The 24,955-nt window shown below is 65.2% G+C and carries 31 protein-coding genes; 9 read left to right on the forward strand and 22 right to left on the reverse strand.

Annotated elements, in window-relative coordinates; translation table 11 throughout:
* The coding region (locus WA317_RS04600; protein ID WP_425171919.1) for an FGGY family carbohydrate kinase at positions 1–418 on the reverse strand (418 nt) is incomplete at its 3' end.
* Positions 419–439: 21 nt separating this feature from the next.
* Between WA317_RS04600 and WA317_RS04605 the strand changes: the two genes are divergently transcribed.
* Positions 440–1,417, forward strand: a complete 978-nt coding sequence (locus WA317_RS04605) for an NAD(P)-dependent oxidoreductase (protein WP_425171920.1) — start codon at positions 440–442, stop codon at positions 1,415–1,417.
* Entirely contained in the window at positions 1,417–2,073 is a 657-nt protein-coding gene (locus tag WA317_RS04610; protein WP_425171921.1) for an L-fuculose-phosphate aldolase, read from the forward strand. Before WA317_RS04605 ends, WA317_RS04610 begins: the two co-directional genes overlap by 1 nt.
* A gap of 7 nt (positions 2,074–2,080) precedes the next feature.
* On the opposite strand, the gene WA317_RS04615 is transcribed toward WA317_RS04610, so the two are convergent.
* Positions 2,081–3,859 carry a SulP family inorganic anion transporter gene (locus tag WA317_RS04615; RefSeq protein ID WP_425171922.1) on the reverse strand — a complete coding sequence of 593 codons (1,779 nt, stop codon included), beginning with the start codon at positions 3,857–3,859 and terminating at the stop codon, positions 2,081–2,083.
* A 27-nt stretch (positions 3,860–3,886) separates the two neighbouring features.
* Complete coding sequence (locus tag WA317_RS04620; protein WP_425171923.1) at positions 3,887–4,975, reverse strand: sulfate ABC transporter substrate-binding protein; 1,089 nt, start codon at positions 4,973–4,975, stop codon at positions 3,887–3,889.
* Between the two features lie 190 nt (positions 4,976–5,165).
* On the opposite strand from WA317_RS04620, the gene WA317_RS04625 reads away from it, so the two are divergent.
* The 3 genes from WA317_RS04625 to WA317_RS04635 are packed head-to-tail and all read left to right on the forward strand — an operon-like array spanning position 5,166 to position 7,971.
* Complete coding sequence (locus WA317_RS04625) at positions 5,166–6,122, forward strand: class I SAM-dependent methyltransferase (RefSeq protein ID WP_425171924.1); 957 nt, start codon at positions 5,166–5,168, stop codon at positions 6,120–6,122.
* Positions 6,123–6,134: 12 nt separating this feature from the next.
* Positions 6,135–7,049, forward strand: a complete 915-nt coding sequence (locus WA317_RS04630) for a class I SAM-dependent methyltransferase (protein ID WP_425171925.1) — start codon at positions 6,135–6,137, stop codon at positions 7,047–7,049.
* A gap of 7 nt (positions 7,050–7,056) precedes the next feature.
* Complete coding sequence (locus WA317_RS04635; RefSeq protein ID WP_425171926.1) at positions 7,057–7,971, forward strand: class I SAM-dependent methyltransferase; 915 nt, start codon at positions 7,057–7,059, stop codon at positions 7,969–7,971.
* A 10-nt stretch (positions 7,972–7,981) separates the two neighbouring features.
* Here the strand turns inward: WA317_RS04635 and sppA are convergent, their stop codons facing one another.
* Positions 7,982–9,769, reverse strand: a complete 1,788-nt coding sequence (gene sppA / locus WA317_RS04640; protein WP_425171927.1) for a signal peptide peptidase SppA — start codon at positions 9,767–9,769, stop codon at positions 7,982–7,984.
* Positions 9,770–9,829: 60 nt separating this feature from the next.
* Here sppA and WA317_RS04645 point away from each other — a divergent pair, with 60 nt between their 5' ends.
* Entirely contained in the window at positions 9,830–10,756 is a 927-nt protein-coding gene (locus WA317_RS04645; RefSeq protein ID WP_425171928.1) for an LLM class flavin-dependent oxidoreductase, read from the forward strand.
* An 84-nt stretch (positions 10,757–10,840) separates the two neighbouring features.
* Here the strand turns inward: WA317_RS04645 and WA317_RS04650 are convergent, their stop codons facing one another.
* A complete protein-coding gene (locus WA317_RS04650; RefSeq protein WP_425171929.1) occupies positions 10,841–11,458 on the reverse strand; it encodes a helix-turn-helix domain-containing protein in 618 nt (205 codons plus the stop codon).
* Here WA317_RS04650 and WA317_RS04655 point away from each other — a divergent pair.
* On the forward strand, positions 11,457–12,083 hold the full coding sequence (locus tag WA317_RS04655; RefSeq protein ID WP_425171930.1) for a class I SAM-dependent methyltransferase: 627 nt from the start codon (positions 11,457–11,459) through the stop codon (positions 12,081–12,083). The genes WA317_RS04650 and WA317_RS04655 overlap by 2 nt on opposite strands.
* Positions 12,084–12,186: 103 nt before the next feature.
* The gene (locus tag WA317_RS04660) at positions 12,187–12,516 is read left to right on the forward strand and encodes a hypothetical protein (RefSeq protein WP_425171945.1); all 330 of its coding nucleotides are present in this window, start codon (positions 12,187–12,189) and stop codon (positions 12,514–12,516) included.
* A 29-nt stretch (positions 12,517–12,545) separates the two neighbouring features.
* Here the strand turns inward: WA317_RS04660 and rplO are convergent, their stop codons facing one another.
* From rplO to WA317_RS04725, 13 genes are all read right to left on the reverse strand, one after another.
* Positions 12,546–12,986 (reverse strand): 50S ribosomal protein L15, encoded by a 441-nt coding sequence (rplO, locus tag WA317_RS04665; protein WP_425171931.1) that lies wholly within the window; start codon positions 12,984–12,986, stop codon positions 12,546–12,548.
* A complete protein-coding gene (gene rpmD / locus WA317_RS04670; RefSeq protein ID WP_425171932.1) occupies positions 12,983–13,189 on the reverse strand; it encodes a 50S ribosomal protein L30 in 207 nt (68 codons plus the stop codon). Before rpmD ends, rplO begins: the two co-directional genes overlap by 4 nt.
* Positions 13,189–13,905, reverse strand: a complete 717-nt coding sequence (gene rpsE, locus WA317_RS04675; RefSeq protein WP_425171933.1) for a 30S ribosomal protein S5 — start codon at positions 13,903–13,905, stop codon at positions 13,189–13,191. The genes rpmD and rpsE overlap by 1 nt, the downstream gene beginning before the upstream one ends.
* 37 nt (positions 13,906–13,942) lie before the next feature.
* Positions 13,943–14,311 (reverse strand): 50S ribosomal protein L18, encoded by a 369-nt coding sequence (gene rplR / locus WA317_RS04680; protein ID WP_425171946.1) that lies wholly within the window; start codon positions 14,309–14,311, stop codon positions 13,943–13,945.
* Between the two features lie 41 nt (positions 14,312–14,352).
* Positions 14,353–14,892, reverse strand: a complete 540-nt coding sequence (gene rplF, locus WA317_RS04685) for a 50S ribosomal protein L6 (RefSeq protein WP_425171934.1) — start codon at positions 14,890–14,892, stop codon at positions 14,353–14,355.
* A 23-nt stretch (positions 14,893–14,915) separates the two neighbouring features.
* The gene (gene rpsH, locus WA317_RS04690; protein ID WP_425171935.1) at positions 14,916–15,314 is read right to left on the reverse strand and encodes a 30S ribosomal protein S8; all 399 of its coding nucleotides are present in this window, start codon (positions 15,312–15,314) and stop codon (positions 14,916–14,918) included.
* A 129-nt stretch (positions 15,315–15,443) separates the two neighbouring features.
* Positions 15,444–15,629, reverse strand: coding sequence for a type Z 30S ribosomal protein S14 (locus WA317_RS04695; protein ID WP_425171936.1), 186 nt, complete (start codon positions 15,627–15,629; stop codon positions 15,444–15,446).
* Between the two features lie 4 nt (positions 15,630–15,633).
* Positions 15,634–16,206 (reverse strand): 50S ribosomal protein L5, encoded by a 573-nt coding sequence (gene rplE / locus WA317_RS04700; protein ID WP_425171937.1) that lies wholly within the window; start codon positions 16,204–16,206, stop codon positions 15,634–15,636.
* 2 nt (positions 16,207–16,208) lie between these two features.
* The gene (gene rplX, locus WA317_RS04705; protein ID WP_425171938.1) at positions 16,209–16,526 is read right to left on the reverse strand and encodes a 50S ribosomal protein L24; all 318 of its coding nucleotides are present in this window, start codon (positions 16,524–16,526) and stop codon (positions 16,209–16,211) included.
* On the reverse strand, positions 16,527–16,895 hold the full coding sequence (gene rplN / locus WA317_RS04710; protein WP_023370951.1) for a 50S ribosomal protein L14: 369 nt from the start codon (positions 16,893–16,895) through the stop codon (positions 16,527–16,529).
* A 235-nt stretch (positions 16,896–17,130) separates the two neighbouring features.
* The gene (locus WA317_RS04715) at positions 17,131–17,730 is read right to left on the reverse strand and encodes a DJ-1/PfpI family protein (protein WP_425171939.1); all 600 of its coding nucleotides are present in this window, start codon (positions 17,728–17,730) and stop codon (positions 17,131–17,133) included.
* Positions 17,731–17,780: 50 nt separating this feature from the next.
* Complete coding sequence (locus WA317_RS04720; protein ID WP_425171940.1) at positions 17,781–18,665, reverse strand: formylglycine-generating enzyme family protein; 885 nt, start codon at positions 18,663–18,665, stop codon at positions 17,781–17,783.
* A 36-nt stretch (positions 18,666–18,701) separates the two neighbouring features.
* Positions 18,702–19,625, reverse strand: coding sequence for a DUF4436 domain-containing protein (locus tag WA317_RS04725; protein WP_425171941.1), 924 nt, complete (start codon positions 19,623–19,625; stop codon positions 18,702–18,704).
* 473 nt (positions 19,626–20,098) lie between these two features.
* On the opposite strand from WA317_RS04725, the gene pstS reads away from it, so the two are divergent.
* Complete coding sequence (gene pstS, locus WA317_RS04730) at positions 20,099–21,202, forward strand: phosphate ABC transporter substrate-binding protein PstS (RefSeq protein WP_425171947.1); 1,104 nt, start codon at positions 20,099–20,101, stop codon at positions 21,200–21,202.
* A 29-nt stretch (positions 21,203–21,231) separates the two neighbouring features.
* Here the strand turns inward: pstS and WA317_RS04735 are convergent, their stop codons facing one another.
* The 4 genes from WA317_RS04735 to rplP form a co-directional block, all read right to left on the reverse strand.
* Entirely contained in the window at positions 21,232–23,583 is a 2,352-nt protein-coding gene (locus WA317_RS04735) for an arylsulfatase (RefSeq protein WP_425171942.1), read from the reverse strand.
* A 170-nt stretch (positions 23,584–23,753) separates the two neighbouring features.
* Positions 23,754–24,140, reverse strand: a complete 387-nt coding sequence (gene rpsQ, locus WA317_RS04740; protein ID WP_425171948.1) for a 30S ribosomal protein S17 — start codon at positions 24,138–24,140, stop codon at positions 23,754–23,756.
* Positions 24,137–24,379 carry a 50S ribosomal protein L29 gene (gene rpmC / locus WA317_RS04745; RefSeq protein WP_425171943.1) on the reverse strand — a complete coding sequence of 81 codons (243 nt, stop codon included), beginning with the start codon at positions 24,377–24,379 and terminating at the stop codon, positions 24,137–24,139. Before rpmC ends, rpsQ begins: the two co-directional genes overlap by 4 nt.
* Positions 24,379–24,795, reverse strand: a complete 417-nt coding sequence (gene rplP, locus WA317_RS04750; RefSeq protein WP_425171944.1) for a 50S ribosomal protein L16 — start codon at positions 24,793–24,795, stop codon at positions 24,379–24,381. The genes rpmC and rplP overlap by 1 nt, the downstream gene beginning before the upstream one ends.
* Between the last annotated feature and the right edge of the window lie 160 nt (positions 24,796–24,955).

The following is a 24,955-nucleotide window of genomic DNA, read 5'->3' on the forward strand; positions in this document are numbered from 1 at the left end:
CCGCCGGCCAGTAGCCGGCGGCGCCGGGAGCCTCGGTCGCCGTCCAGCGCAGGAATTCTGCGGTCTCACCCACCGGCGGCAACAGGTCGTCGACCGCTGCAGTGACCCGGCCACGGCTGTCGCCGTACAGCAGTCCGGCGGTGATCGGCCGCCCCCCGGCATCGACGGCGGTCAACGACGGCACCATCGCCGACACCGCGAGCGCTGAAGCATCGGGTTGAGCCAACCGGTTCAGCGCTGTCAGCGGTCCTTGTCGCCACGCCTCGTCGGCGTCGTGCTCGAGCCGGTCGGGCGCCGGTACCCGCAACTGGTGCGGAATCCGTGCCCGCGCCACCACCCGGCCGTCTTCATCGGCGGCCACCGCTTTGACGGCCGTGCTGCCGATGTCGATGCCGATTGTGACGTCTTTGCGTGACACGGGCGTTACCGTACGCCAGCATTGGCAGTCGTGACGCGCGCTTTGGTGACGGCTCCGTTGCGCGGCGACGGGCTCGACAAGCTGCGACGACTCGCTGATGTGGTCTACGACCCGTGGATCGACCAGACGCCGCTGCGGATCTACACCGCCGGGCAACTTGCCGACCGGATATCCGCCGAGGGTGCCGACGTTGTTGTGGTGGAAAGTGATTCGGTAGCCGGTCCGGTGTTCGAGTTGGGATTGCGGGCGGTGGCATCGACGCGGGGGGACCCTAACAACGTCGACATCTCCGCCGCCACCGCCGCCGGTATTCCGGTGCTGCACACCCCGGCTCGCAACGCCGACGCGGTCGCCGAGATGACGATAGCGCTGCTGCTGGCCGCCACCCGGCACCTGTTGACCGCTGACGCGGATGTGCGGTCGGGCAACACGTTTCGCGACGGCACCATCCCCTACCAACGCTTCCGGGCCTGGGAGATCGCCGGGCGCACCGCCGGGCTGGTCGGCCTCGGGGCGGTCGGCCGGGCGGTCAAGTGGCGGCTTGCCGGTTTGGGCCTGCACGTCATCGCCTGCGACCCGTACAACGACGAGGCCCGCCACAGTCTCGACGAGCTGCTGGCGCAAGCCGACATCGTCTCGCTGCACGCCCCGGTCACCGAGGACACCGCCGGGCTGGTCGGCGCCGCACAGTTCGAGGCGATGCGCGACCGCGTCGTCTTCCTCAACACCGCACGCGCGCAGTTGCACGACACTGACGCGCTGGTCGAGGCGTTGCGGAGCGGGAAGGTGGCCGCCGCCGGCATAGACCATTTCGCCGGCGAGTGGCTGCCCACCGACCACCCGCTGATAGCCATGCCGAATGTGGTGCTCACGCCGCACATCGGTGGGGCGACGTGGGACACTGAGGCGCGGCAGGCGCAGATGGTGGCCGACGACCTGGAAGCGCTGCTGTGCGGCCGTCGCCCTACCCATATCGTCAACCCGGAGGTGTTGGCCTGATGAGATTTGTCGACCAACCGGAAGCCGCGGTGCTGGCGGCGGCCAAGGACATGCTGCGACGTGGGTTGGTCGAGGGTACAGCGGGCAACATCTCGGCTCGCCGCGAAGACGGCAACCTCGTCATCACGCCGTCGTCGGTCGACTACGCCGACATGACGCTCGACGACCTTGTCGTTATCGACCCCGACGGCGAGGTGCTGCAGGCCCGCGACGGCCGATTTCCTTCGACGGAGCTGAAGCTGCACTTGGCGTGCTTCAAGGCTTTTGACGACATCGGCAGCGTGATCCACAGTCATCCGGTGTGGGCGACCATGTTCGCCGTTGCCCGCCAACCCATTCCGGCGTGCATCGACGAGTTCGCCATTTACTGCGGCGGGGAAATCCGGTGCTCGGAGTATGCCGCGTCGGGCACGCCCGAGGTCGGCCACAACGCGGTCAAGGCATTGGAGGGCCGCGCCGCCGCGTTGATCGCCAACCACGGCCTGGTTGCCGTCGGTCCGCGACCCGACCGGGTGCTGCACGTCACCGCGCTGGTCGAGCGCACAGCTCAAATCGTCTGGGGTGCGAGAGCTTTGGACGGGCCGGTGCCCATTCCGGAGGACGTCAACGCCGGCTTCGCCGGCATCTACGGCTATCTGCGCGCCAACCCGATGTAGCCGTCGCTCAAACGAGGTAGTAGAGCTCCGGTTTCTCACTGTGTGTGGTGTTGGTCCCGACGGGGATCGCCTCCGAGTCTTCCGAATTCAATCTGGCGCGGGCGTAGCGCACCGCGCTGACGGTCGCTGAGTATTCCTGGTCTTCCTCGGGGAAGATCTGTTCGGCCGGAAACCAGCTGTCGATGCCCACGTTCTTCAGGACCGCGAGGGTGTCGCGCCGCACGCCGGCAAGCAAGATTGTCACGCCGTTGCCGTTGTGCTCGCGCAGAAAATGCTCGAGGCGTTCGATGGAAACCGCGTCGGGATGGCGGACCCGCTTGAGCCGCAGAATGACGAATTTGGTTTCGCCGGTTCGTATCCGCGCTCTCAGCGTATCGAGATAGCTGTCGAGTACCGGTGCCGCAGCGAAGAACAGCTCGCCTTCGAGGTCGTAAATCACCAACGACGGATCAGCACGATCGCCCGGTTTCCGTTCGCGTACCACACGCTCGGGCGTGACGGTCAGCTCAGCCGCGTTGAGTTTAGATGCCCGCCGCACGAACAGCAGGATCGACAGCGCGATGCCCAGCAGCACCGCTTTGTCCAGGTCGATCAGCACTCCGGTTAGTGCGGTGACCGCCACCAGCCCTGCGTCGTAACGCGACGCCTTCACGGTGGCGACCAGCCGCTTGCGGTCGACCAACCGCACCGCCGTGACGAGCAACAGGCCGGCCAGCGCCGCCTGCGGAATGTAGTGCACCAGCGGCGCGAACAGCAGCAGAGCCACCGCCACTATCACCGACGAGATGATTCCGGAGAACCGGGTTGCCGCACCGGCCTGGAAGTTGATCGCCGACCGCGACAGCGAACCCGAGCCCGGCAGACTCTGGAAGAAGCCGCCGGTGAGGTTGGCCAGGCCTTCGGCCAGGATCTGTCGGTTGTAGTCGATCTTCTGTTGCGATTGATAGGCGATGGCTTTGGCGATCGACAGAGCTTCGAGCAACCCGATGAACGCGATGGCCAGCGCTCCCTGGGACAGTTGGGCGAGCGAGCTCAGGTCGACTTCGGGGATGTGCGCGGTGGGCAGGCTCTGCGGAACTTTCGCGGCCAGCGACACCGCCGTCTTACCGCGACCGTTGGGCGCCGACCAGCCGGCCGTGTAAGCGATGACCGCCGCGACCACGAGCACGGTCAGCAGATCGATCTGCGGCCAGCCGTAGCGCTGGACCAGTCTGCGCACGACCACCGCCAGTACCAACGCGCTGACGCTGAGGAACAGCGCCCGGAAGTTGATCGCGTCGCCGTGGCACAACGTGAGCCACACGCGGTGCAGCACTTGTATCTTCCTGTTGCCGTTGTCCTTGACACCGAGCGCGTTGCCCAGTTGCCCGAGAGCCAGCAGGAAAGCCGCCGCCAGCATGAAGCCGACGATCACCGATTCGGAGATGTAACGGGTGAGATCACCCAACTTCAGGACGGCGATGATGATTTGGATGGCGCCGACCAGGACGCCGAGGACGAACAACGCCTCGAACAAAGCGGTGCGGTTCTCCGGGTCGATGAACGCCAGCGAGCTGAAGACGAGCAGGGAGATTGCGCTGGTGGGTCCGTTGATCAGGTGTGACGAGGAGCCGAAAATCGAGGCGACAGCGGTCACCACGATCGTCGAGTAGACACCGAACCTGGGGTCGACGCCGGCGATGAGGGCGTAGGCGATGCCCTGCGGCAGGGCGACCGCGGCGACGGTGAGACCGGCGATCAGATCGCGTCGCCCCGCGGCCAGGGGATACCGCACTGCGAAACTCATGACAAATGCGCTTTCTGCCGTCTTCGATTACGCGCGCGGCGCGGCCGAGGTCGATGAGATGACATCGATGATGCCGTTGTCAGCGAAGAACTTCAGCTGCGCGTCGTCCCAGTCCTTCGCGATTGCGGTGATTCCGAATAGCGCGATGTTCGGCAGCCGGTCGGCGTGCCGGGCCAGGATCGCCGGTTTCACCGGTCGATAACCGAATTGGGCGAACACTTCCTGCGCGGGATCGGTGAAGAGGTACTCGAGATAGGCCTTGGCGTAGGCCGTTGTCTTCTGGTTGCTGTCGTTCGCGTCGACCCAGGCGACGGCCTGCTCGGCGCGGATGCTCACCGGCGGGTAGACGATCTCCAGTTCGTCCTTGTTCTCCGCCACCTCGCGCAGCGCCTCGTTCTCCCACGTCAGATGCACGTCACCGACGTGGCGCAGCGCGAAGGTGGTGGCCGAGCCGCGTGCGCCCGGGTCGAACACCGCGACATGGTGGTAGAGCTCCTTGAGGTAACCAAGTGCCTGGGCCGCGGTGCCGCCGCGGGTGGTCACCGAACCCCATCCGGCCAGGAAGCTCAGCTGGCCGTTGCCGGAGGAACGCGGGTCGGGTGTGACGACGGAAACGCCGTCTCTGACCAGATCGGGCCAGTCGTGAATGGCTTTCGGATTTCCTTTGTGGACAACGAAGACGACGGTCGAGGTGTACGGCACTGAGTTGTTCGGCAGTCGTTTCTGCCAGTCCGCAGCGATCAAACCTTGTTTGCGCAGCGCGTCGACGTCGCTGAACAAGGCCAGCGACACTACGTTCGCCTTCTCCGCACCGTCGATGACGCTGCGCGCCTGCCGGCCGGAGCCGCCATGTGATTGCCGGACGAACAGGGCGGTTCCGGTCTGCTTGCGATACTGGTCGGTGAAGGCCTTATCGAGCTGGGCGTAGACCTCGCGCGTCGGGTCGTAGGACACGTTGAGCAGTTGGTTGGGGACGTTGTCCGGCAGATTCTTGACGGTAATCAGGACGGCGGCAACGACGATGGCCGTGACACCGACGAGGTTCAGCCAGGGAACGCGCGACAGGTCGAGGCGCCTGAGGGGTTGCTTCGACCGCCGCTCGCGCGCCGCTGCCACCGCGACTCCCTTCCCCGCCGGTTCACAAGACAAGTAGCTGACCTTAGCGATCAGCCGGACGGGAGACGAGTACCAGAATCGACCTGATTAATACGAGATCACCGGCCGGTATGTCACGTTGTGTGTGCTGGCTGCACAGTCGAGCCGGAGCTCGTTATGCTACCTAAGTAAAGGTAGCGAAGGGGCGAAGATGACGCATGTCGGCTCGGCACGATACGAGGGAGATACCTGGGACTTGGCGTCGAGCGTCGGGGTGACCGCGACGATGGTGGCGGCGGCCCGCGCAATGGCGACCCGTGCCGAGCGGCCACTGATCGATGACCCGTACGCCGAGCCACTGGTCCGCGCGGTCGGCGTGCAACTGTTGACCCTGCTGGCCAGCGGCGAGCTGAATCCGGCTGATGTCGACGGCGACGCCGAAGCGAGCCTGGCCCGGATGAGCGACAACATGGCGGCGCGGACCAAGTTCTTCGACGATTTCTTCCTCGAAGCCACCGGGTTGGGCATCACACAGGCGGTCATTCTGGCGTCGGGGCTCGACGCCCGCGCCTACCGGCTGGCGTGGCCGACCGGAACAGTGGTGTACGAAGTGGACCAGGCCCAGGTCATCGAGTTCAAATCCCGCACGCTGGCCGAGTTGGGCGTTCAACCCAGCACCGTGCGCCGTACGGTGGCGGTCGACCTGCGCGACGACTGGCCGGCGGCGCTGCGTGCGGCCGGATTCCGTTCGGACCGGCCGACAGCATGGAGCGCTGAGGGCCTGCTGGGCTACCTGCCGCCCGAGGCTCAGGACCGGCTGCTGGACACCATCACATCGCTCAGCGCGCCGGGTAGCCGTTTCGCCACCGAAAGTGCGCCCAACATCGAGCCTGCCGACGAGGCCCGGGTCAAAGAACGCATGCAGGCCGACGCCCAGCGGTGGCGCCGGCACGGCTTCGATCTCGACCTGAGCGAACTGGTCTACTTCGGCGACCGCAACGAGGCAGCGCCCTACCTCGCCGCACATGGCTGGCAGGTGACCACCAGGAACACACGTGATTTGCTTGCACTCAACGGCCTCCCGCCGCTCGACGACAACGACGGCTTGGCCTTCGCCGACATGGTCTACGTCAGCGCCACCTTGACCGGCGCCGACGACAACAGTTAGGAGCCGGAGACGATGACACGCAGCGCTGGACGACATGACGGCGACACCTGGGATCCGGCGTCGAGCGTGGGAGCGACCGCCACGATGGTCGCCGCCTCACGGGCGCTGGCATCGCAAGGGCCGAATCCGCTTCTGCATGACCCGCTGGCCGATCCACTGGTTCGCGCGGTCGGCCTGCAATCCCTGATCCGCATCATCGACGGTGAAGTCGACCTGGAAGACGATCCGCTACTGAACCGCAAAACCAGAACCGAGCAAATAGCCGTCCGGACACGGTTTTTCGACGACTTCTTCACCAGCGCTACCACAGATGGAATTCGGCAGGCGGTTATTCTGGCCGCCGGCCTGGACACCAGGGCCTACCGCTTGTCCTGGCCGTCGGACACGGTGGTTTATGAGGTTGACCAGCCGCAAGTCATCGACTTCAAGACCAACACACTGGCCGACTTCGGCGCCGCAGCCACTGTCGATCGCCGGGCGGTCGGCGTCGATCTGCGCGACGACTGGCCGGCAGAGTTGCGGCAGCACGGCTTCAACGTCGACCAACCGACCGCCTGGAGTGCTGAGGGGTTGTTGCCGTATCTGCCGCCGGACGCCCAGGACCGCTTGTTCGACAACATCACCGCGCTCAGCGCTCCGGGCAGCCGACTGGCCACCGAACATTTGCCGGACCCGGACGCTTTCTCAGGCGAACGCTTGGAGCGGATCAGCCAGCGGTGGCGGCGTCTCGGCTTCGAGTTCAACATGGCCGACCTTTTCTACCGCGGCGAGCGTAGCGTCGTCATCGACTACCTGACCAGCCACGGCTGGGACGTGACCGCGAATCCTGCCAGAGAACTTTGGCAGCGCAACGGTTTTGAATTCCCGGAAGACGAGATGATGGCCAACTTCGGCGAGATGAGCTACGTCTGCGCGACGCGCAGATAGGGCAGCAGTGACACGCACCGATGACGACAGCTGGGATCTGGCCTCAAGTGTCGGCGCGACGGCCACCATGGTCGCTGCAGGGCGCGCGATGGCGACCAGAGAACCCGGCGCGTTGATCAACGACCCGTTCGCCGAGCCGCTGGTACGCGCGGTCGGACTGGATTTCTTCGTCAAGATGATGGACGGCGAACTCGACCCCGCGCTGGTCGATTACTCCTCGCCGTCACGTACGAAGGCAATCGTCAACGGAATGGCGGTGCGTACCAAGTTCTTCGACGACTACTTCATCGACGCGACGAACCGCGGTGTGCGTCAAGCGGTGATCCTCGCTTCCGGCCTAGACGCGCGCGCCTACCGGCTGCCGTGGCCGGCTGACGCGGTCGTCTACGAGCTCGATCAACCGAAGGTGATCGACTTCAAGTCCACCGCACTGGCCGGGATCGGCGCCCAACCGACCGCGACTCGGCGTACCGTGCCCATCGACCTACGTTCGGACTGGCCGGCGGCATTGCGGCAAGCCGGCTTGGACACCACAGCACCGACCGCGTGGCTGGCCGAGGGCCTGCTGATCTATCTGCCGGCCGAGGCTCAAGACCGGTTGTTCGACAACATCACCGCATTGAGCGTGCCTGGAAGCATGATCGCCACCGAGTATGTCCCGGGCCTCAAAGATTTCGACGCAGAGCGCGCCAGGGAGCTCACCCGTCCTTTCCGTGAGCACGGCATCGACATCGATATGCCTTCGCTCGTGTACGCGGGCGAGCGCAGCCATGTCGTCGATTATCTGCGTGCCGCGCACTGGGACGCTCAGGGCGTCTCGCGCACTGAGCTGTTCGCACGCAACCGTCTCGATGCTCCAGCCCCGGAAGACGACGATCCGCTCGGCGAGATCATCTACGTGAGCGGCATGCTGACCTCGTGAGGCGTCCGCGTTACAGCCGCGACTCCCCCAGCCACAAAGCACTGGCACCGGTGAACGTCCGCTCGACTTGATCGAGCACTCCGAGCAAAGACCGGCCAAGTAACGCGCCCACCGCTTCGGGCAGCGACGCGGCTGCGGGCAGCGACGACGGACGCGGCCGCAGCAACTCCCACAGCGACGAGTTGGGATAGCTGACGATGCGAACTTCGGTGTCCTCATCAAGCCCGGCGAGTATCTTTGCGCGGCGCAACGCAGTACGCAGACCGCCTAATTCGTCGACCAGGCCTCGTTCGAGGGCGTCAGCACCCGTCCAGACCCGACCTTGGGCCACCGCATCCACGGCTTCATTGCTCATGTTGCGTCCCTCGGCGACTCGCTCGACGAAGTCGGAATAACACAGGTCCGCTTCCGCCTCAACCTGGGCCTGCTGTTCTGCGGTGAATGGCGCGTTGATTGACCAGGCGTCGGCGTTGGCGTTGGTGCGCACCGTGTCGAACCCGACACCGAGTTTGTCCTTGAGACCTTTGGCGACCAGCTTTCCGCTCAACACACCGATCGAACCGGTGATGGTGCCCGGGTTGGCCACGATCGCATCAGCAGCGGTCGACACGTAGTAGCCACCGGAGGCGGCCACCGCACCCATCGACGCCACCACGGGCTTGCCCTTCTTGCCCGCCTTCACCACCGCGCGCCAAATGGTTTCCGACGCGGTCACCGAACCGCCGGGGCTGTCGACGCGCAGCACGATGGCGGCCACCGAATCGTCGTTGGCCGCTTCCCGCAGCGCCGCCGCGATCGTGTCACCGCCGACACTCGACGGGCCGATCGGCAGCATTTGCGGCCCGCCACGTCCGCTGACGATCTGGCCTGCCACGGTGATCACCGCGACCGTGGGCTTGGGGCTCCGCCCAAGGATGGGCGGCAGCGCCGGTGCCTGCCTCGGGGCGCTCATGCGTGCGTAGCGGGCCAAATAGAGCCGCGGCGTCGTGTCGTCCCCGTCGGCGTCAGCGTTGTCTGCTGAATGTGGCTCGGCGCCAACCAATTCGGCCATCCGTGCGTAGGCTTCGTCGCGGAATCCGATGCGGTCGACAAGCCCGGAGGCCACGGCGTCGTGACGCAACAGCGGCGCCCGGTCGGCCAGCGCGTCGACAGCGCCGGGATCGATGTTGCGTGACTCAGCCACCGCCTGCCAGACCTGGCTGTGCAGGCTTTCCAGCAGTCGGCTGTCGGCCTCTCGATGCGCATCGGTGTATCCGTGCTGCGTGAAGAGATTTGCCGCAGACTTGTATTGGCCTTTGGCCACGAACTGCGCTTCGATGCCCGCTTTCTCGAGCGCGCCACGCAGGAACAGGGCGTTGGTGGCGAACCCAACCAGCCCGACGGTTCCGGACGGCTGCATCCACACCTCGCCGAAGGCAGAGGCCAGGTAGTAGGACAGCGTCCCCGGATACGTCTCAGCCCAAGCCAGTGACGGCTTCGCAGCGGTAAATGCCGTGATGGCGTCCCGCAGCTCCTGAAGGGGCCCGGCAGCCGCAGCCGGCAGCTGTACGCGGGCGATCAAACCGGCGACCCGCCGGTCCTTGGCCGCGCGATGTATCGCGGACACGGTCGAACGCAACGTCAGCGGTCGACCGCCCCCGCTGATCATCGACAACGGGTCAAAGCCACTGGTCTCAGCGGGCACCGAGTGCAGGCCGAGTTCGAGCAGGCAACCGTTGGGCACGCCGCGGTGGCGAGCGGTGTCGACACGGCGAGCCAGTGCGAGCACATCATCGGTGCCCGGCAGAAACGCAAACATGTATCGCAGCCTACCGGCGCCCGCAGCTCTCTCCTCCGCCGTCGCCCGTACGGTGGTGAGGTGAGATTCTCGATCTCAATCCCCCAACTCGACAGCGACGGCTTCGACGCCGAGGGCGTACGTCGCTACCTCGCCCGCGCCGAGGAATTGGGATACGTCGCCGGCTGGACGCTCGAACAGACCGTCGGGGCGGCACCGCTGCTTGCGCCACTGGAATTGCTGGCCTATGCGGCCGCCTGCACCGAGCGGCTACGGCTCGGGGTGGCTGTACTGGTGTCGTCGTTACACGATCCGCTTCAGCTGGCCGCGGCGGTGACCGCGGTCGATCGGCTCAGCCACGGCCGGCTCGACCTGGGCGTGGCACCCGGCGGCGGCTTCCGCCAGTTCTCCGCGTTCGGAGTCGAAAAAGACACCTTCGTCCGGCGTTTCACCGAAGGCCTGGAGTTGATGAAGGCAGCGTGGTCCGACGCACCCAGGGTGACGTTCAACGGTCGGTTCCGCCAAGTCGACGACTTGCCGATTCAGCCGAAGCCGGCGCAGCGACCGCATCCGCCGATCTGGTTCGGCGGCCAGGCGCCCAAGGCTCTGGCCCGGGCGGTTCGCCACGGCGACGCCTTCCTGGGCGCCGGCTCGTCGACCACCGCGAATTTCGCCGAGGCGGTGAAAACGGTGCGCCGAGAGCTTGCCGAACAGGGCAAGGACGCCACCGGCTTTCCCATCGGCAAGCGGGTGTATTTGATGGTCGGCGACGATGCCGACCGAGCCCACGACCGTGTGCTCGCGGGCCTCGACCGCATCTACGGCCAACTACGCGGTATCGATGAGGTGCCGGTTTTCGGCACCGTCGACGACGTCGTGCGGGGGCTGCGTGAGGTGATCGACGCCGGCGCCGAAATGGTTCTGCTGAACCCGGTCGGCGACCACGTCGCCGAGGACCATGAGCAGATGGAACGCCTTGCAGCAGAAGTGATTCCCGAGCTGCATTGAGGGTTGTCGCGGTAACGGATGTCACTTTCAGCACATCCGCACCGAGAGATGGCTGGCGCCTCCCGTCGACGTGCTCGGTGTGAGTCAGCTGTGCAGGTGCAGCCGTTCGCCGTGCGGGCCGAACATCATGATCGCCTCCACCGGACCGTCGACCACGCCGAACCAGTGCGGCGTCCATGTCGAAAACTCGACGGCTTCACCGGGATTGATGGTGAAATCGCGCTGGCCGAGGACAAGCCGCAACCGACCCGACAGCACGTAGATCCACTCCTGACCTTCATGCACGGGGAGCTCGGTGGGCGCCTTCCGACGACGGACACTGACCCGGATCTTGAAGGTGTGCAGCCCGCCAGCGGGGCCCTGCCGGGTGAGCGGCCAGTAGGTCACGCCGTGGCGGGTATGCGAGCTGCCGCGCACGCGCGGGTCTTCGGCCGCAGGTTCCCGCACCAGCTCGTCGGTGCTGACGGACAGTGCCGCCGCCAGTTTCGGCAGGTGGTCCAGCGCAAGCCGGCGTTTCCCCGATTCGAGACGGCTCAGGGTGGACACGTCGATCCGCGCTTCGTGCGCGACATCCTCGAGGGTCAGGCCGCGCTGCATACGAAGCTCGCGCAGTCGCCGACGCACCAGCACGTCGACGCTGTCTTTTGCCTCCACGGCAAGAAACCTTGCCACCTGTTCAAGCTGCGGGCAAGGTGACGGCATGGCAATGTCGGAGGCACAGCACGCTTGGGAAAAGCACTACGGCGAACGCGATCGGGTGTGGAGTGGAAAGGTGAACGTCCGGCTGGCAGAGCTGGTCGAGGCGATGACGCCGGGCCGCGCGCTCGATCTCGGCTGTGGTGAGGGCGCCGACGCGATGTGGCTCGCCGAACATGGCTGGCACGTGACGGCGGTCGACATCTCGCAGACCGCACTAGAGCGGGCGACGGCCGACGCGGTGGCCCGCAATCTCGCTGACAGCATCGACTTTCAGCGTCGAAATCTGAACGAGAGTTTTCCGGGCGGCGTATTCGAGCTGGTGTCGGCGCAGTTTCTGCATTCGACGGTCTCGCTGGATCGCGCGCAGCTGCTGCGACGCGCAGCTAACGCGGTCGCCCCGGGCGGCACGATGGTGGTGGTGGATCATGGCGCGGCACCGCCGTGCGCGTCGGAGGTGAATCCCCATCACCATGAGTTCCCGACCGGAGACGAGGTGGTCTCGTCGTTGAATCTCGATGACTCTCAATGGGACCGGGTAAAAGTCGCGGCGGTCGAGCGCGAAGCGCGGGGACCGGCGGGGCAGCAGACGGTCCTCACCGACAACGTGATGGTCTTTCGGCGGCGCTGACTACCCGGGCCTCGAAGCGGCCACGAGGCTGCTTGTACTGTTGAGCGCGTCAGCACGTAAGGAGATGGTGACTGTGCAGACTGAAGCGCTTGGACGCCTTTTGATGCGCGCCGCGCCTCTTTTCAATGCACCGGTGGCCGCGCTGGCCAATTCCAGACGATTCAGCCCGCTGGTGAACCGCAACATCGCGATGCTGACCTACAGCGGACGGCGTTCCGGTCGACAGTTCACTATCCCGGTGGGTTACCGCCGCACCGGGACGCAGGTCGAGATCGGCGTCAACATGCCCGAGGCCAAGAACTGGTGGCGGAATTTTCTCGGCGAAGGTCAGCCTCTGACGTTGCGGCTCGGCGGCACTGAGCACGCCGGGCATGCGGTTGCCAGACGCGACCAGAAGGGGCGCGTCACCGTCACGGTACAGCTAGACCGTTGACGTCGAGCAGTCCCGCGGCGTGCCGCCGACTAGAGCTCGGTAACCGAACCACCCGCGGCGGCGATCTTCTCCCGCGCGCTTCCGCTGAATTTATGCGCGGTCACGTCGACGTTGACGGTCAGCTTGCCGTCACCGAGCACCTTCACCAGCGTGTTCTTGCGCACCGCGCCGTTGGCCACCAGTTCATCAATCCCGATCGAACCGCCCTGCGGGAACAGCCGATTGATATCGCCGACGTTGACGACGGCGTACTCGGTGCGGAACCGGTTACGAAAGCCCTTGAGTTTGGGCAGCCGCATGTGAATCGGCATCTGGCCACCTTCGAAAGTGGCCGGCACGTTCTTGCGTGCCTTGGTGCCCTTGGTGCCCCGACCGGCGCTCTTGCCTTTGGAGCCCGCCCCGCGGCCGACGCGGGTGCGCTTGGTTTTCGACCCCGGGGCGGGTCGCAGGTCGTGAAGTTTGATGGTCACTTGGTGTCACCTCCGGCAGGCGAATCCGCGGGCTGCACCTCGACGAGATGGCGCACCACCGCGATAAGTCCACGGGTCTGAGGATTGTCCTCGCGGACCACCGAATGGCGGATCCGCCGTAAACCCAATGTGCGCAAGCTTTCCCGCTGCTTCCAGCGTGCACCGATCGTGCCGCGCACCTGAGTGATCTTCAGCTCTGCCATTAGTGGGCCGTTCCCTCGCGCGCGGCGCTAGCGGCCAGCGCTTCGCTTTCCCGCCTGGCTTTGAGCATCCCGGCCGGTGCGACGTCTTCGATCGGCAGCCCCCGGCGGGCGGCCACCTCCTCCGGACGCTGCAGCAGCTTGAGCGCCGCGACGGTGGCATGCACCACGTTGATCGCGTTGTCGCTGCCCAGCGATTTGCTCAGAATGTCGCGGACACCGGCGCATTCCAGCACCGCTCGGGCGGCGCCACCGGCGATCACACCGGTACCCGGACTGGCCGGCCGCAACAGCACCACGCCGGCAGCCGCCTCGCCCTGCACCGGATGGGTGACGGTCCCGCCGATCAGCGGCACCCGGAAGAACCCCTTGCGCGCCTCCTCGACGCCCTTGGCGATCGCTGCAGGCACCTCCTTGGCCTTGCCGTATCCGACGCCAACCATGCCGTTGCCGTCGCCGACGATCACCAGCGCGGTGAAACTGAACCGACGGCCACCCTTGACGACTTTGGAGACACGGTTGATCGCAACAACACGTTCCAGATAGTTGCTTTTGTCGCCTTCACGCTCGCGGCCACGGCCGCCGCTGTCACGGCGGCCACGGCTGTCCCGCCCGTCCCGCGATTCGCCGCGGGTGTCGCTGCGATTGTCGGCGGTGCCCGGGCCTCGCGCCGGTGCGCCGGTAGGCTGTCCGCCTGCTCCAGCCGACTGCTCCGCCATTATGCGGTCCTTCCCTTGTCAGTCACGAAGTTCGTCATCAGAAGTTCAATCCACTCTCGCGCGCGGCATCTGCCAGCGCCGCGATCCGCCCGCCGTAGGTGTAGCCACCGCGGTCGAACACCACGGTGTCGATACCGGCAGCCTTGGCCCGTTCGGCAATCAATTGGCCGACCCGTACGCTGTGAGCTTTCTTGTCACCCTCCACGCCGCGGACGTCCGCTTCGATCGACGACGCGGCCGCCAGGGTGGTGCCGTCAAGGTCGTTGACCAGCTGCACGTGAATGTGCCGCGCGGACCGATGGACGACCAGCCGGGGACGCTCCCGCGTGCCCGAAACCTTCTTGCGCAGCCGTGCGTGCCGACGCAGCCGGGCGGTGCGCCGTGCGGCGGATACGCTCTTGCCCAATGTCTTCGACGACGCAGTGGCGGATTGTGTTGCAGCCATGATCACTTACCTGTCTTTCCTACCTTGCGGCGGATCTGCTCGCCCTCGTAGCGCACGCCCTTGCCCTTGTACGGGTCCGGGCGGCGCAACCGGCGGATGTTCGCCGAGACCTGGCCGACCTTCTGCTTGTCGATCCCGGAGACCGAAAACCTCGTCGGCGACTCGACGGCGAACGTGATGCCTTCCGGTGCCTCGATGACCACGGGGTGGCTGTATCCCAGAGCGAACTCGAGGTTGCTGCCCTTGAGCTGCACGCGGTAGCCAACGCCGAAGATCTCCATCTTTGTGGTGTAGCCCTGGGTCACACCGGTGACGAGATTGGACACCAGCGTGCGCGACAGCCCGTGCAGCGAACGGTTACGCCGCTCGTCGTTGGGACGGCTGATGACGATCGCACCGTCGTCGTTGCGCGACACCGTGATCGGTTCGGCGATCGCCAGTTTCAGCGATCCCTTGGGACCCTTCACCGACACCTTCTGGCCGTCAATGGATACGTCGACTCCGGTGGGAACCGGAACCGGCTGCTTACCAATACGCGACATATCTTTTCGTTACCTCTCCGGCCTTACCACACGTACGCGAGGACTTCGCCGCCCACGCCCTGCCTGGCCGCCTGGCGGTCGGTGAGCAGACCCGAGGAGGTCGAGATGATCGCCACACCGAGGCCGCCGAGCACTCGCGGCAGACTGGTGGACTTCGCATAGACCCGCAAACCCGGCTTGGACACCCGGCGCAGACCCGCAATGCTGCGTTCCCGGCTGGGGCTGTACTTGAGCTGGACGATCAACGCTTTGCCGACTCGGGCGTCCTCAGTCCGGTAATCGCTGATGTAACCCTCTTTCTTGAGGATCTCGGCGATGTTGGCTTTGAGCTTCGAGTGCGGCAGGGCCACCTCGTCGTGGTACGCCGAATTGGCATTGCGCAGACGTGTCAACAAGTCTGCGATCGGGTCCGTCATCGTCATGAGCGCTGCTCTTCCTCATCGCGGCGCTCTGCATCATCGACAGCGCGTGTCATGACAGCCGTATCACCTTCCTCGCAATGGTTCCCGATGAGGATTCACCGGGCCTACTGCGCACCTGTTCTGGGTTTGTTACCAACTGCTCTTCTGCACGCCCGGCAGTTCGCCGGCATGCGCCATCTCGCGCAGGCAGATCCGGCACAAGCCGAATTTCCGGTAGACCGCATGCGGCCGACCGCACTTGCTGCAACGGGTGTAGGCGCGCACCGCGAACTTCGGTTTGCGCAAAGACTTATTGATCAGTGCCTTCTTCGCCATCTGTTCATTTCTCCTTGAACGGAAATCCCAGGGCGCGCAACAGCGCTCGTCCTTCGTCGTCGGTCGTCGCCGAAGTGACGACGGTGATGTCCATGCCGCGGTTCCGGTCGATGCTGTCCACGTCGATCTCGTGGAACACCGACTGCTCGGCCAGCCCGAAGGTGTAGTTGCCCGAACCGTCGAACTGCGCCGGCGACAGTCCCCGGAAGTCGCGGATACGTGGCAACGCAATGGAAGTCAGCCGGTCGAGAAACTCCCACATCCGGTCGCCGCGCAGCGTCACCCGCGCACCGATGGGCATGCCCTCGCGCAACTTGAACTGTGCAATGGATTTGCGGGCACGTCGGATCTCTGGCCGCTGCCCGGTGATCAGCCCCAAGTCGTTGACAGCGCCGTTGATCAATTTGGCGTCGCGGGCGGCTTCTCCGATGCCCATGTTCACGACGACCTTCACCACGTTCGGGATCAACATGACGTTGGCGTAGTTGAACTGTTCGTTGAGCGCGCTGCGAATCTCCTCGCGGTAGCGCAACTTCAGCCGCGGCTGAAGCTTCGCCGGGCTTTCGGTAGTGGTCATGTCTAAACGTCCTTGCCGTTGCGCTTGGAGATGCGAACCCGCTTACCGGTCTCCTCATCAACTCGGTAGCCGATGCGGGTGGGCTTGCCGTCGGAGTCGACCACCATCACGTTGGAGACGTGAATCGGGGCTTCCTGGGTGACGATGCCTCCGGATTTCGCGCCGCGCTGGTTGGTCGAGACGGCCGTGTGCTTCTTGATCCGGTTGACGCCCTCGACGAGCACCTTGTTCCGCGTAGGGAACGCCTGCAGCACCTTGCCCTTGGCGCCTTTGTCCTTACCCGCGATCACCAGGACGGTGTCGCCCTTGTGGACCTTCATCTACAACACCTCCGGAGCCAGCGAGATGATCTTCATGAAGCGCTTCTCGCGCAGTTCGCGACCGACCGGGCCGAAGATACGAGTGCCGCGCGGGTCGTTGTCGGGCTTGATGATCACAGCGGCGTTCTCGTCGAACTTGATATAGCTGCCGTCGGGACGCCGGCGCTCTTTGGCGGTGCGCACCACCACGGCCTTGACCACGTCACCCCGCTTGACGTTGCCGCCGGGAATGGCGTCTTTGACCGTCGCGACGATGACATCGCCGATCCCGGCGTAGCGCCGGGAGGACCCGCCGAGCACGCGGATACACAAGATCTCCTTGGCGCCGGTGTTGTCGGCGACCTTGAGCCGCGATTCCTGCTGAATCACTAGATCTCCTGACCTGGGTCGACGTGGGCACGCCCATGCCGCGCCTCCCGTGGACATTGCTGGCGCTGGGTAGCCCGGCAGCACCCACCAGAGACCTGGTGTACGTGGTCTTTCAATGTTTCTAGTCACCGAAGGGCACGCAGGGCCGCCAACCGCGACGGCCGAGGTCTGCCCAAGGCAACCCCCAGAGTCTAGGCGACGAGCAGCTCAGAGCCAAATTCTGGCTGGAGAGCGGTCATATCGGCGGCTCCGGGTCGTACTGGATTGCGCGGCGCACCTGACGCGCGCGTTCGGCGCCCGCCAGCCGAGCGACCAGGTGCAATGCCATGTCGATTCCGGCCGACACCCCCGCTGAGGTGATCACCTCGCCGGAGTCGACGAACCGCGCCTCGGGCTGTACGTCAATGCTGGGATCAATCTGGGCGAGCAGGTCCAGCGAAGCCCAGTGCGTGGTCGCCGGCCGGCCTGCGAGGATGCCGGCGGCGGCGTAGACCAGTGACCCGGTGCACACGCTGGTCATCAATGTGCCGTGGTCGCGGCGACGGCGCACCCAGTCCAGCCGGTCGCTGTCGTGAAGGTGCGCCCGGGTGCCCCGGCCACCGGGGTAGATCAACACATCGAGGTCCGGGCGTTGCCCGTCGGAGTAGTCGGCCCGAACCGAAAGCCCCTTGGCGCAATGTATCTCGCCCCCGCCTTCACCGAAGGTAAAGACTCGCCAGCCGTCGTCGGGCCAGCTGCCCGTCCAAGACGACAGCACCTCCCACGGACCGATCGCGTCGAGCTCCTCGACGTCGGGGAACAGCAGGATTCCGATGTGCTTCACGGCGTCAGCCATCGGCGCCGCTCCTCCTCATCGCTGCGCTCTGCATCGTCACGCCACGCCCCTCACGACGACTCGGCCACACAACGAAACCCGATGTGGCTGGTGGCGGTGTCCTGCGACTGCGGCGAGCGGGCAGCCGGGCGGTAACGGTGGCAGTACTCCGGCGCACACAGGTGCGACCCGCCTTTGAGGGTCTGACTGATCGCCGGATCGGCAGACGCTGACGGTGTGCAGCACGACTTGGGCGGTTGATCGAGCCGGTGATGGGCGCTGAACTCGGTGGCCGTCCATTCCCAGACGTTGCCGATCATGTCGACCAGTCCGAACTCGTTGGGCGGGAAAGTGCCCACCGGCGAGGTGCCGACCCAGCCGAGGGCACTGTCGTTGCGGTAGGGAAACCTGCCCTGCCAGGTGTTGGCCATCAACCCGCCGCCGGGCTTCTCGTCATCACCCCAGGCGTACACCGTCGTGGTCCCGCCGCGGGCCGCGTATTCCCACTCCGGCTCGCTCGGCAACCGGCGGCCGGCCCACCGCGCGTAGGCCGCCGCATCGGGATACGCCACCTGCACAACCGGATGGTCGCCCTTCTCTGCGACGTCACTGTCCGGTCCGGACGGGTGCCGCCAACTGGCTCCCGGCACCCAGGTCCACCACTGCCGCCAGTCGCGCAGATTCACCGCACCCGACGCCGGCCGGAACACCATCGCACCCGGAACCAGATCGGCCGGATTGGCGCCGCGATAGAGCACCGGGTCGATCGGTTGCTCCGCGACGGTCAAATACCCGGTGTCGCGAACGAATGCGGCGAACTGCGCATTGGTCACCGGATGCTGCTCGACCGCGAAGGCACCCACCGTCGCGGTATGGATCGGCGCCTCTTCGGGATAGAAGCTGGTCGAGCCCATGCGGAACGCCCCGCCAGGTACGTCGACGAGCTTTGTCAGCATGGCTTCAGGGTAGGACCACCGGGAAGGCGGACGAGATCAGTCTCCTTGCCGGACCCAGGAGAAGATGTAGAGGCTCATCGCGGTTGCCAGTGCGATCAGCACCCACTGCACGATCGCCTGGTCGATCCACGCACCGGGCGGTGGAGCGCCGGGAAGGATATTGCGCAGCGGGACGATGGCGAACAGGTTCGCGGCGTACCACGTTGCGAACGGCGGCAGGAACTTTCGCCTGCCCAACGCCATCGGAATGGCCACCAGCAGTGCCAAGGTCGGCAGACTGATGAGGACCAGGCAGATGCCCAGGTCGAACAACAGCGGGCCCTTGGACCGATGCAACGTGAGGAGCACGCTTGACTTGTCCGTTGTGCGGGCGCCGCCGGCTTCACTGCGGTCGCTGACGTGGTTGACCGAGGCGTCCCAACCGTTCATTGATCCGGTCACCACCACCTGGGCGGGTATTCGTCTGCGATTGTCGCCGGCTCCGACGAACACATCGGCTGACAGCGCCTCCGTCCGGTACGAGTCGAACGGCCAGTTACCCGGATCACCGTGCGCCTCGATGGTGGTGCTGGCCTGCGCCGGCGTCTTCCCTTTCGGGAAGACGATGTCACCCAAATCGTTCGGTGGATAGAGGCGCACGGCAATGTCGGTGGTGAGCACGTCGAAGCGTTTGTCGAGCAGCGATTCGCCCGGATACACGAGCACGTTGACCGTAAGGCGATTGTTGACCGGCTTCAGTTCGTCGAGGCGCACCTGCACGACCGTGTCGTCCGGCCCGGCGGAGCTCAGGTCCAACGGCGGAAGCGGACCCTCCGATCTCGACAGCAGGTGCACGCCGACCAGCGACAGGGCGTAGGCCGTGACAACAACCACCAGGATTCCCAGGCCGACGATGATGCGGGGCTTGCGCCGCTTCTCGGTGACCGGTGGCGCAGGTGTCGGCGGGGCTTCAGTGACCATTGGTCATCGCCATCGGGCTCAGTGCAGATCTACGGCCCGGCCCGTTCACAGCACAGCGCCGGGACCGGGACAACGTTTGCTGAACACGCCCAGCTCGTCGGGACGACACGTGGTGTGATGCTAGTGTCGCGGTGCCCGGGTAACAGGGCTACGTCGCCAAATCTTCAGCTAGCCCGGTAATTTCGTAATCTTCGAGCAACCTGACGTTCATATGACGTTCAGCTCGGTTGCGGGGGCCCGGATTTCGGTTTTCCGGGAAGCGAACCGGACGTGCCGCTTCTCGTGCCCTTCGAACCGCAGCATCTCGCCGGTGAGCCGGCCCAACGCCCCGACCAGTTCATCTGATGTTTGTTTGCAGGCACATTCAGTGGCTGAAAACGCCGTCGTGTGTCAGAATCCCGGTGACGAGATCGCACTGCTCATTCGCCCTGATCCGGGCCTGCGTCGTGTTTCTGCTCGAGGAGGCAATCAACGTGAAGCCCAGCCGATTAGCCGCCGTCATCAGCTTGCTGGCTGCGGGTGCGGTAGTGCTGTCGGGATGCAGCGTCCGCCACACGACCCTGGCCTATGCCAGCGAGGCCACGGTGGAATGCGGCGGCGAGAAGATCTTGACGGGTAGCGGCTCGAGCGCACAGGCCAACGCCGTGAAGCGGTTCAACGAGGCTTACCAGAACGCATGCCCCGGGCGGACAGTCGACTACACCGTTAACGGGTCCGGCGCCGGAATCAGCGATTTCATCGCCGGCAGAAGTGATTTTGCCGGCTCGGACTCGCCGCTGGCCGCTGACCAGTACGCCGCTGCCAAGCAACGCTGCGGCGGCGCCGACGCTTGGAACCTGCCCGTGGTCTTCGGCCCGCTGGCAGTCACCTACAACCTGCACGACGTCGACTTCCTGGTCCTCGACGCGCCGACGTTGGCCAACATCTTCAACGGCACCATCAAACGTTGGGACGACCCGGCCATCAGCGCGCTCAACGCGTCAATGCCGTCCGAGGACATTCACGTCGTGTACCGCAGCGACGCATCCGGCACCACCGACAACTTCCAGCATTACCTGCAGGCCGCATCCGGCGGTGCCTGGAACAAAGGCGCGGGCAAGGTCTTCAACGGCGGCACCGGCACCGGCGCCAAAGGCAACCAGGGCACTGCGGCGATGGTCAAGAACACCGAAGGCTCGATCACCTACAACGAGTTGTCGTTCGCGCTTGACCAGGGGCTCTTCGCCGCGGAGATCAAGACTGCGGCAAGCCGAAAGTCGCTGCGCCCGGTGCGGATCGGCACCGACACCGTCGGCAAGACCATCACCGGCGCGAAGATTGTCGGCAAAGGCAACGACCTCGTACTCGACATCTCGTCGTTCTACAACCCGACGCAGGGCGACGTCTACCCGATCGTGATGGCCACCTATGAGATCGTCTGCGCCAAGTACCCCCACCCCGATGTCGCTCAAGCGGTGAAGGGTTTCCTGATGGCGACACTTGGTCCGGGCCAGAACGACCTCGACAAGCACGGCTACATCCCGCTGCCGCCCGACTTCCGGTCCCGCGTCGCCAGCGCGGTTGACGCCATCGCCTGACTTAGGCTGTCGCGGTTGTCCGTGACGTCTCAGTCCCGCGAGAAGGCAAGCGCGAGTCGCTTTTCCAGATCCTCGTAGGGTGCGCCCGACGTGTCGACGGTGACCTGCGCGATCGCTCCGCCGGTGAAGGTGAAGGGGGCTTTGTAGCGACCTGACACCGCTGAACCGGTGTTACGCCCGACGCTGATCGTGGCACCGGCGAGCCCGAACGTTCCCGGCTGGGTGATCATCTCGGGCAGCGCGGCGACGGCGGCGGCGTCGATGTACAACACGGCTTCGCCCAGCGGCGTGTGGCTGTTGGCCACCGTTCCAGCCCGCGTGTAACGCACCCCGAAAAGGTGGCGGCCGAGAGGTATTGCATCCGGTGCGGAGATAAGCTGCTCACGTTCGCCCAGGAAGTTGTACACGTAGTGCAGCCGTCCGTCCTGGATGAACAGCACATGCCCGCCGTGCGCGCCGCCCTGCTTGAACAGCACACCTTCGGCCCCGGTGGTATCCACCGTCACGTCGGCGACCACGATGAACGATTTGCTTCCCACCTCGGCGGCGGCACCCATCCCTACCTCGGCGGCGTTCGGATAGTAGGTGAACGTCGACCGCCCACCCGACAGGTAGGGCCGCCAGCGCATCATCGTTTCGACGATATTGAGGTCGGCCAGCGGCAGGCCGTTGTATTTGGCCGCCTCGGAAAACCACAGCGCTTTGAGCTCCTCGAGTTTGTCGGGATGCTCAGCCGCCAGGTCGCGGCACTGGCTGCGATCAGCCTCCAGGTGATACAACTCCCAGCGGTCGGCGTCGAAATGCGACCAGCCCGCCGGTGTCGCGGCGTGGACGGTGTTGGCGAACCAGCCCCGATGCCAGATCCCGCGGGTGCCCAGCATGGTGTAGAACTGCGTCTCCTTGCCGGTATCGGCGGTCCGATCATGCAGCGCCGCTGCGAAACTCACACCGTCCAGCGGTCGCTGCGGGATTCCCCTGATGGTGTCCGGTGCGCTGATGCCCAGCAGGTCGTAAACAGTGGGAGTGATGTCGCAGACGTTGACGTAGGTGTCGCTGACCTGCCCGTGGGCAGCGATCCCCGCAGGCCAGGAGACGATCGCCGCGTCGGCGATGCCGCCCTCGTGGGAGGCATAGCGTTTGAACAACTTGTATGGGGTGTTGAACGCCATCGCCCACCCGATCGGGTAATGGTTGTAAGTCTGCGGTCCGCCCAGCCGGTCCAGGTACTTCAGGCTCTCCTCGACGGTGTCAATGTAACCGTTGAAGAATTTCGACTCGTTGACCGAGCCGTTCGGCCCGCCCTCACCGCTGGCACCGTTGTCGCAGATGACCACGATCAGGGTGTTGTCCAGCTGCCCGGATTCCGCCAAATAGTCCAGGATTCGGCCGATCTGGGCGTCGGTGTAGCTCAGGAATCCGGCGAAGACCTCGGCCATCCGCGCGAACAGCGTCTTCTCGTCGTCGCCCAACGAATCCCATGGCCGCACCGTGTCCTGCAGCGGCCACGGTTGACCCTGCGGGCCCGTGACATCGAGGTAGGGGTTGATCGGCGACAATTCGGTGTCGCGCGGCACGATACCCATCGTCTTCTGCCGCTCCAAGACGATCTCCCGGTAGTTTTCGTACCCCATGTCGAAGCGGCCGGCGTACTTGTCGGCCCACTCGGTGAACACATGGTGGGGCGCATGCCCGGCCCCGGGGCACATGTAGGTGAACCACGGCTTGTCCGGTGCGATCACCTTGGCGTCACGAATGAACTCGATCGTTTTGTCCGCGATATCCTTTGACAGGTGATAACCCTCCTCCGGCGTACCGGGAGGCGTCACCGGGTGGTTGTCGTACACCAGGTCGGGATACCACTGATCGGTCTCACCGCCCATGAAGCCGTAGAACCGTTCGAACCCACGCGACAGCGGCCAATGCCGCCTCGTCGACGCCAGATTCGACTCCTCCAACGGCGTGAGATGCCATTTGCCGGAGGCATAGGTGTTGTAGCCGCGTTCGGCCAGCACCTCCGATAGCAACGCCGTTTCAAACGGTATGCGGCCGTTGCAGTTCGGAAACCCATCGGTGAACTCTTCGATGGTCGCCATGCCCACCGTGGTGGCGTTGCGACCGGTCAGCAGCGAGGCCCGCGTCGGCGAACACAACGCGGTGGTGTGAAACTGCGACAACCGCACGCCATGCTCGGCGATCCGAGTCATCGCCGGCATATCGACCAACCCACCGAAACAGTCCCAGGTCGCGATGCCGATATCGTCCCACACGAGATACAGGACGTTCGGCGCGTTGTCCGGCGCCTTCGGCGCGGCATACGGACCCCAATCCGGCTCCGAATCCCGAATATCCAACTCGATTCTGCCGCCGAATTCGGTCGCCATCACCGACCCCGCTTTCTTTGCATGTGGCGAGGAGACTACACCGGTCAGCTGAACATCGAACCCCGGAACGAGAAGTTGCCCATAATGTGTCGACGTCTCGAACCAGGGTCAAGCTTCTTCTATCTCACTCCCGTTGCCGCGCAGCGTCATTCGTGGTCGCAGTGAAGGGACTACTTCGCCTTTTCCAAAATCTCGACGAGCCGCCAGCGCTTGGTCGCCGACAGCGGACGTGTCTCCATCAGCGACACCCGGTCACCGATGCCGGCGACGCTGTTCTCGTCGTGCGCCTTCACCTTCTTGGTGGTGCGGATGATCTTTCCGTAAAGCGGATGCCGCACGCGATCCTCGAGTTCGACGACGATGGTCTTCTGCATCTTGTCGCTGACCACGTAACCGATGCGGGTCTTGCGCCGACCCCGCGGCTTCGGGGTGCGCGGTGTGTGCTTGGCGCACTTAGCAGTACCGCCGGTGCTCCCGCCGCCGACTTTCGGCGCGGCGGCTTTCGACGCCGTGGTCTTGGTAGCGGCTTTCGTGCCGGTCTTCGCCTCTGCCATCAGGATTCCTCATTCTCAGCACCATCGGGGCCCGCTGCCAGACCCAGTTCACGTTCTCGCAGCACGGTGTAGATGCGTGCAATCTCTTGACGTACCGTGCGCAGCCGACGGTTGTTGCTGAGCTGCCCCGTCGCCATCTGGAAACGCAGGTTGAACAGCTCCTCCTTGGATCCGCGCAGACGCTCGGTCAGCTCATCCTCGGTCAGTTCACGCAGTTCGCCGGCGGACACTCCCACGGCCATCAGAACTGCTCCTCTCGGGTGACGATGCGCGCCTTGATCGGCAACTTGTGGATGGCCCGGGTCAACGCGGCCCGCGCGATCGCCTCGTTCGGGTAGCTGAGCTCGAAGAGCACCCGGCCCGGTTTGACGTTGGCCACCCACCACTCCGGCGAGCCCTTGCCCGAGCCCATTCGGGTCTCGGCGGGCTTCTTGGTCAGCGGCCGGTCCGGGAAGATATTGATCCACACCTTGCCGCCGCGCTTGATGTGGCGGTTGATGGCGATACGTGCCGACTCGATCTGCCGGTTGGTGACATAGGCGTGCTCGAGCGCCTGGATGCCGTAGTCACCGAAGCTCACCGTGGTACCCCCACTGGCGATGCCGCGCTGGCGTGGGTGGTGTTGCTTGCGGTGCTTGACTCTGCGGGGAATCAACATGATTCAGCTCTCCGTGCTCGACGTCTCGACGGCGGCTTCGGGGGCCGGGGCGGCAGTGGGAGCGGCGACGGACTCCTCCGCGCTCGACGCCGCCCGGCCGGCTTCGGTACTGGTACTCGTGGTGCCGGAGGCGCCGCTACGGCGGGGACGGGTGCCCGAC

Origin of the sequence: Mycobacterium sp. (genome assembly GCF_049802695.1) — a bacterium.
Lineage (GTDB): Bacteria > Actinomycetota > Actinomycetes > Mycobacteriales > Mycobacteriaceae > Mycobacterium.

Excerpts from the sequence above, each read along its gene's own strand:
- WA317_RS04715 (WP_425171939.1), bottom strand. The coding sequence starts at position 17,730 with ATGGCTGACGCCGTGAAGCACATCGGAATCCTGCTGTTCCCCGACGTC.
- rpmC (WP_425171943.1), bottom strand. The coding sequence starts at position 24,379 with ATGGCCGTGGGAGTGTCCGCCGGCGAACTGCGTGAACTGACCGAGGAT.
- rplF (WP_425171934.1), bottom strand. The coding sequence starts at position 14,892 with ATGTCGCGTATTGGTAAGCAGCCGGTTCCGGTTCCCACCGGAGTCGAC.
- WA317_RS04695 (WP_425171936.1), bottom strand. The coding sequence starts at position 15,629 with ATGGCGAAGAAGGCACTGATCAATAAGTCTTTGCGCAAACCGAAGTTC.
- rpsE (WP_425171933.1), bottom strand. The coding sequence starts at position 13,905 with ATGGCGGAGCAGTCGGCTGGAGCAGGCGGACAGCCTACCGGCGCACCG.
- WA317_RS04660 (WP_425171945.1), top strand. The coding sequence starts at position 12,187 with ATGCGCGCCGCGCCTCTTTTCAATGCACCGGTGGCCGCGCTGGCCAAT.
- WA317_RS04655 (WP_425171930.1), top strand. The coding sequence starts at position 11,457 with ATGGCAATGTCGGAGGCACAGCACGCTTGGGAAAAGCACTACGGCGAA.
- sppA (WP_425171927.1), bottom strand. The coding sequence starts at position 9,769 with ATGTTTGCGTTTCTGCCGGGCACCGATGATGTGCTCGCACTGGCTCGC.
- WA317_RS04615 (WP_425171922.1), bottom strand. The coding sequence starts at position 3,859 with ATGAGTTTCGCAGTGCGGTATCCCCTGGCCGCGGGGCGACGCGATCTG.
- WA317_RS04610 (WP_425171921.1), top strand. The coding sequence starts at position 1,417 with ATGAGATTTGTCGACCAACCGGAAGCCGCGGTGCTGGCGGCGGCCAAG.
- rplP (WP_425171944.1), bottom strand. The coding sequence starts at position 24,795 with ATGTTGATTCCCCGCAGAGTCAAGCACCGCAAGCAACACCACCCACGC.
- rpmD (WP_425171932.1), bottom strand. The coding sequence starts at position 13,189 with ATGGCAGAGCTGAAGATCACTCAGGTGCGCGGCACGATCGGTGCACGC.
- WA317_RS04720 (WP_425171940.1), bottom strand. The coding sequence starts at position 18,665 with ATGCTGACAAAGCTCGTCGACGTACCTGGCGGGGCGTTCCGCATGGGC.
- WA317_RS04725 (WP_425171941.1), bottom strand. The coding sequence starts at position 19,625 with ATGGTCACTGAAGCCCCGCCGACACCTGCGCCACCGGTCACCGAGAAG.
- WA317_RS04650 (WP_425171929.1), bottom strand. The coding sequence starts at position 11,458 with ATGCCGTCACCTTGCCCGCAGCTTGAACAGGTGGCAAGGTTTCTTGCC.
- rpsH (WP_425171935.1), bottom strand. The coding sequence starts at position 15,314 with ATGACGATGACGGACCCGATCGCAGACTTGTTGACACGTCTGCGCAAT.
- rplX (WP_425171938.1), bottom strand. The coding sequence starts at position 16,526 with ATGAAGGTCCACAAGGGCGACACCGTCCTGGTGATCGCGGGTAAGGAC.
- WA317_RS04630 (WP_425171925.1), top strand. The coding sequence starts at position 6,135 with ATGACACGCAGCGCTGGACGACATGACGGCGACACCTGGGATCCGGCG.
- WA317_RS04735 (WP_425171942.1), bottom strand. The coding sequence starts at position 23,583 with ATGGCGACCGAATTCGGCGGCAGAATCGAGTTGGATATTCGGGATTCG.
- WA317_RS04625 (WP_425171924.1), top strand. The coding sequence starts at position 5,166 with ATGACGCATGTCGGCTCGGCACGATACGAGGGAGATACCTGGGACTTG.
- rplE (WP_425171937.1), bottom strand. The coding sequence starts at position 16,206 with ATGACCACTACCGAAAGCCCGGCGAAGCTTCAGCCGCGGCTGAAGTTG.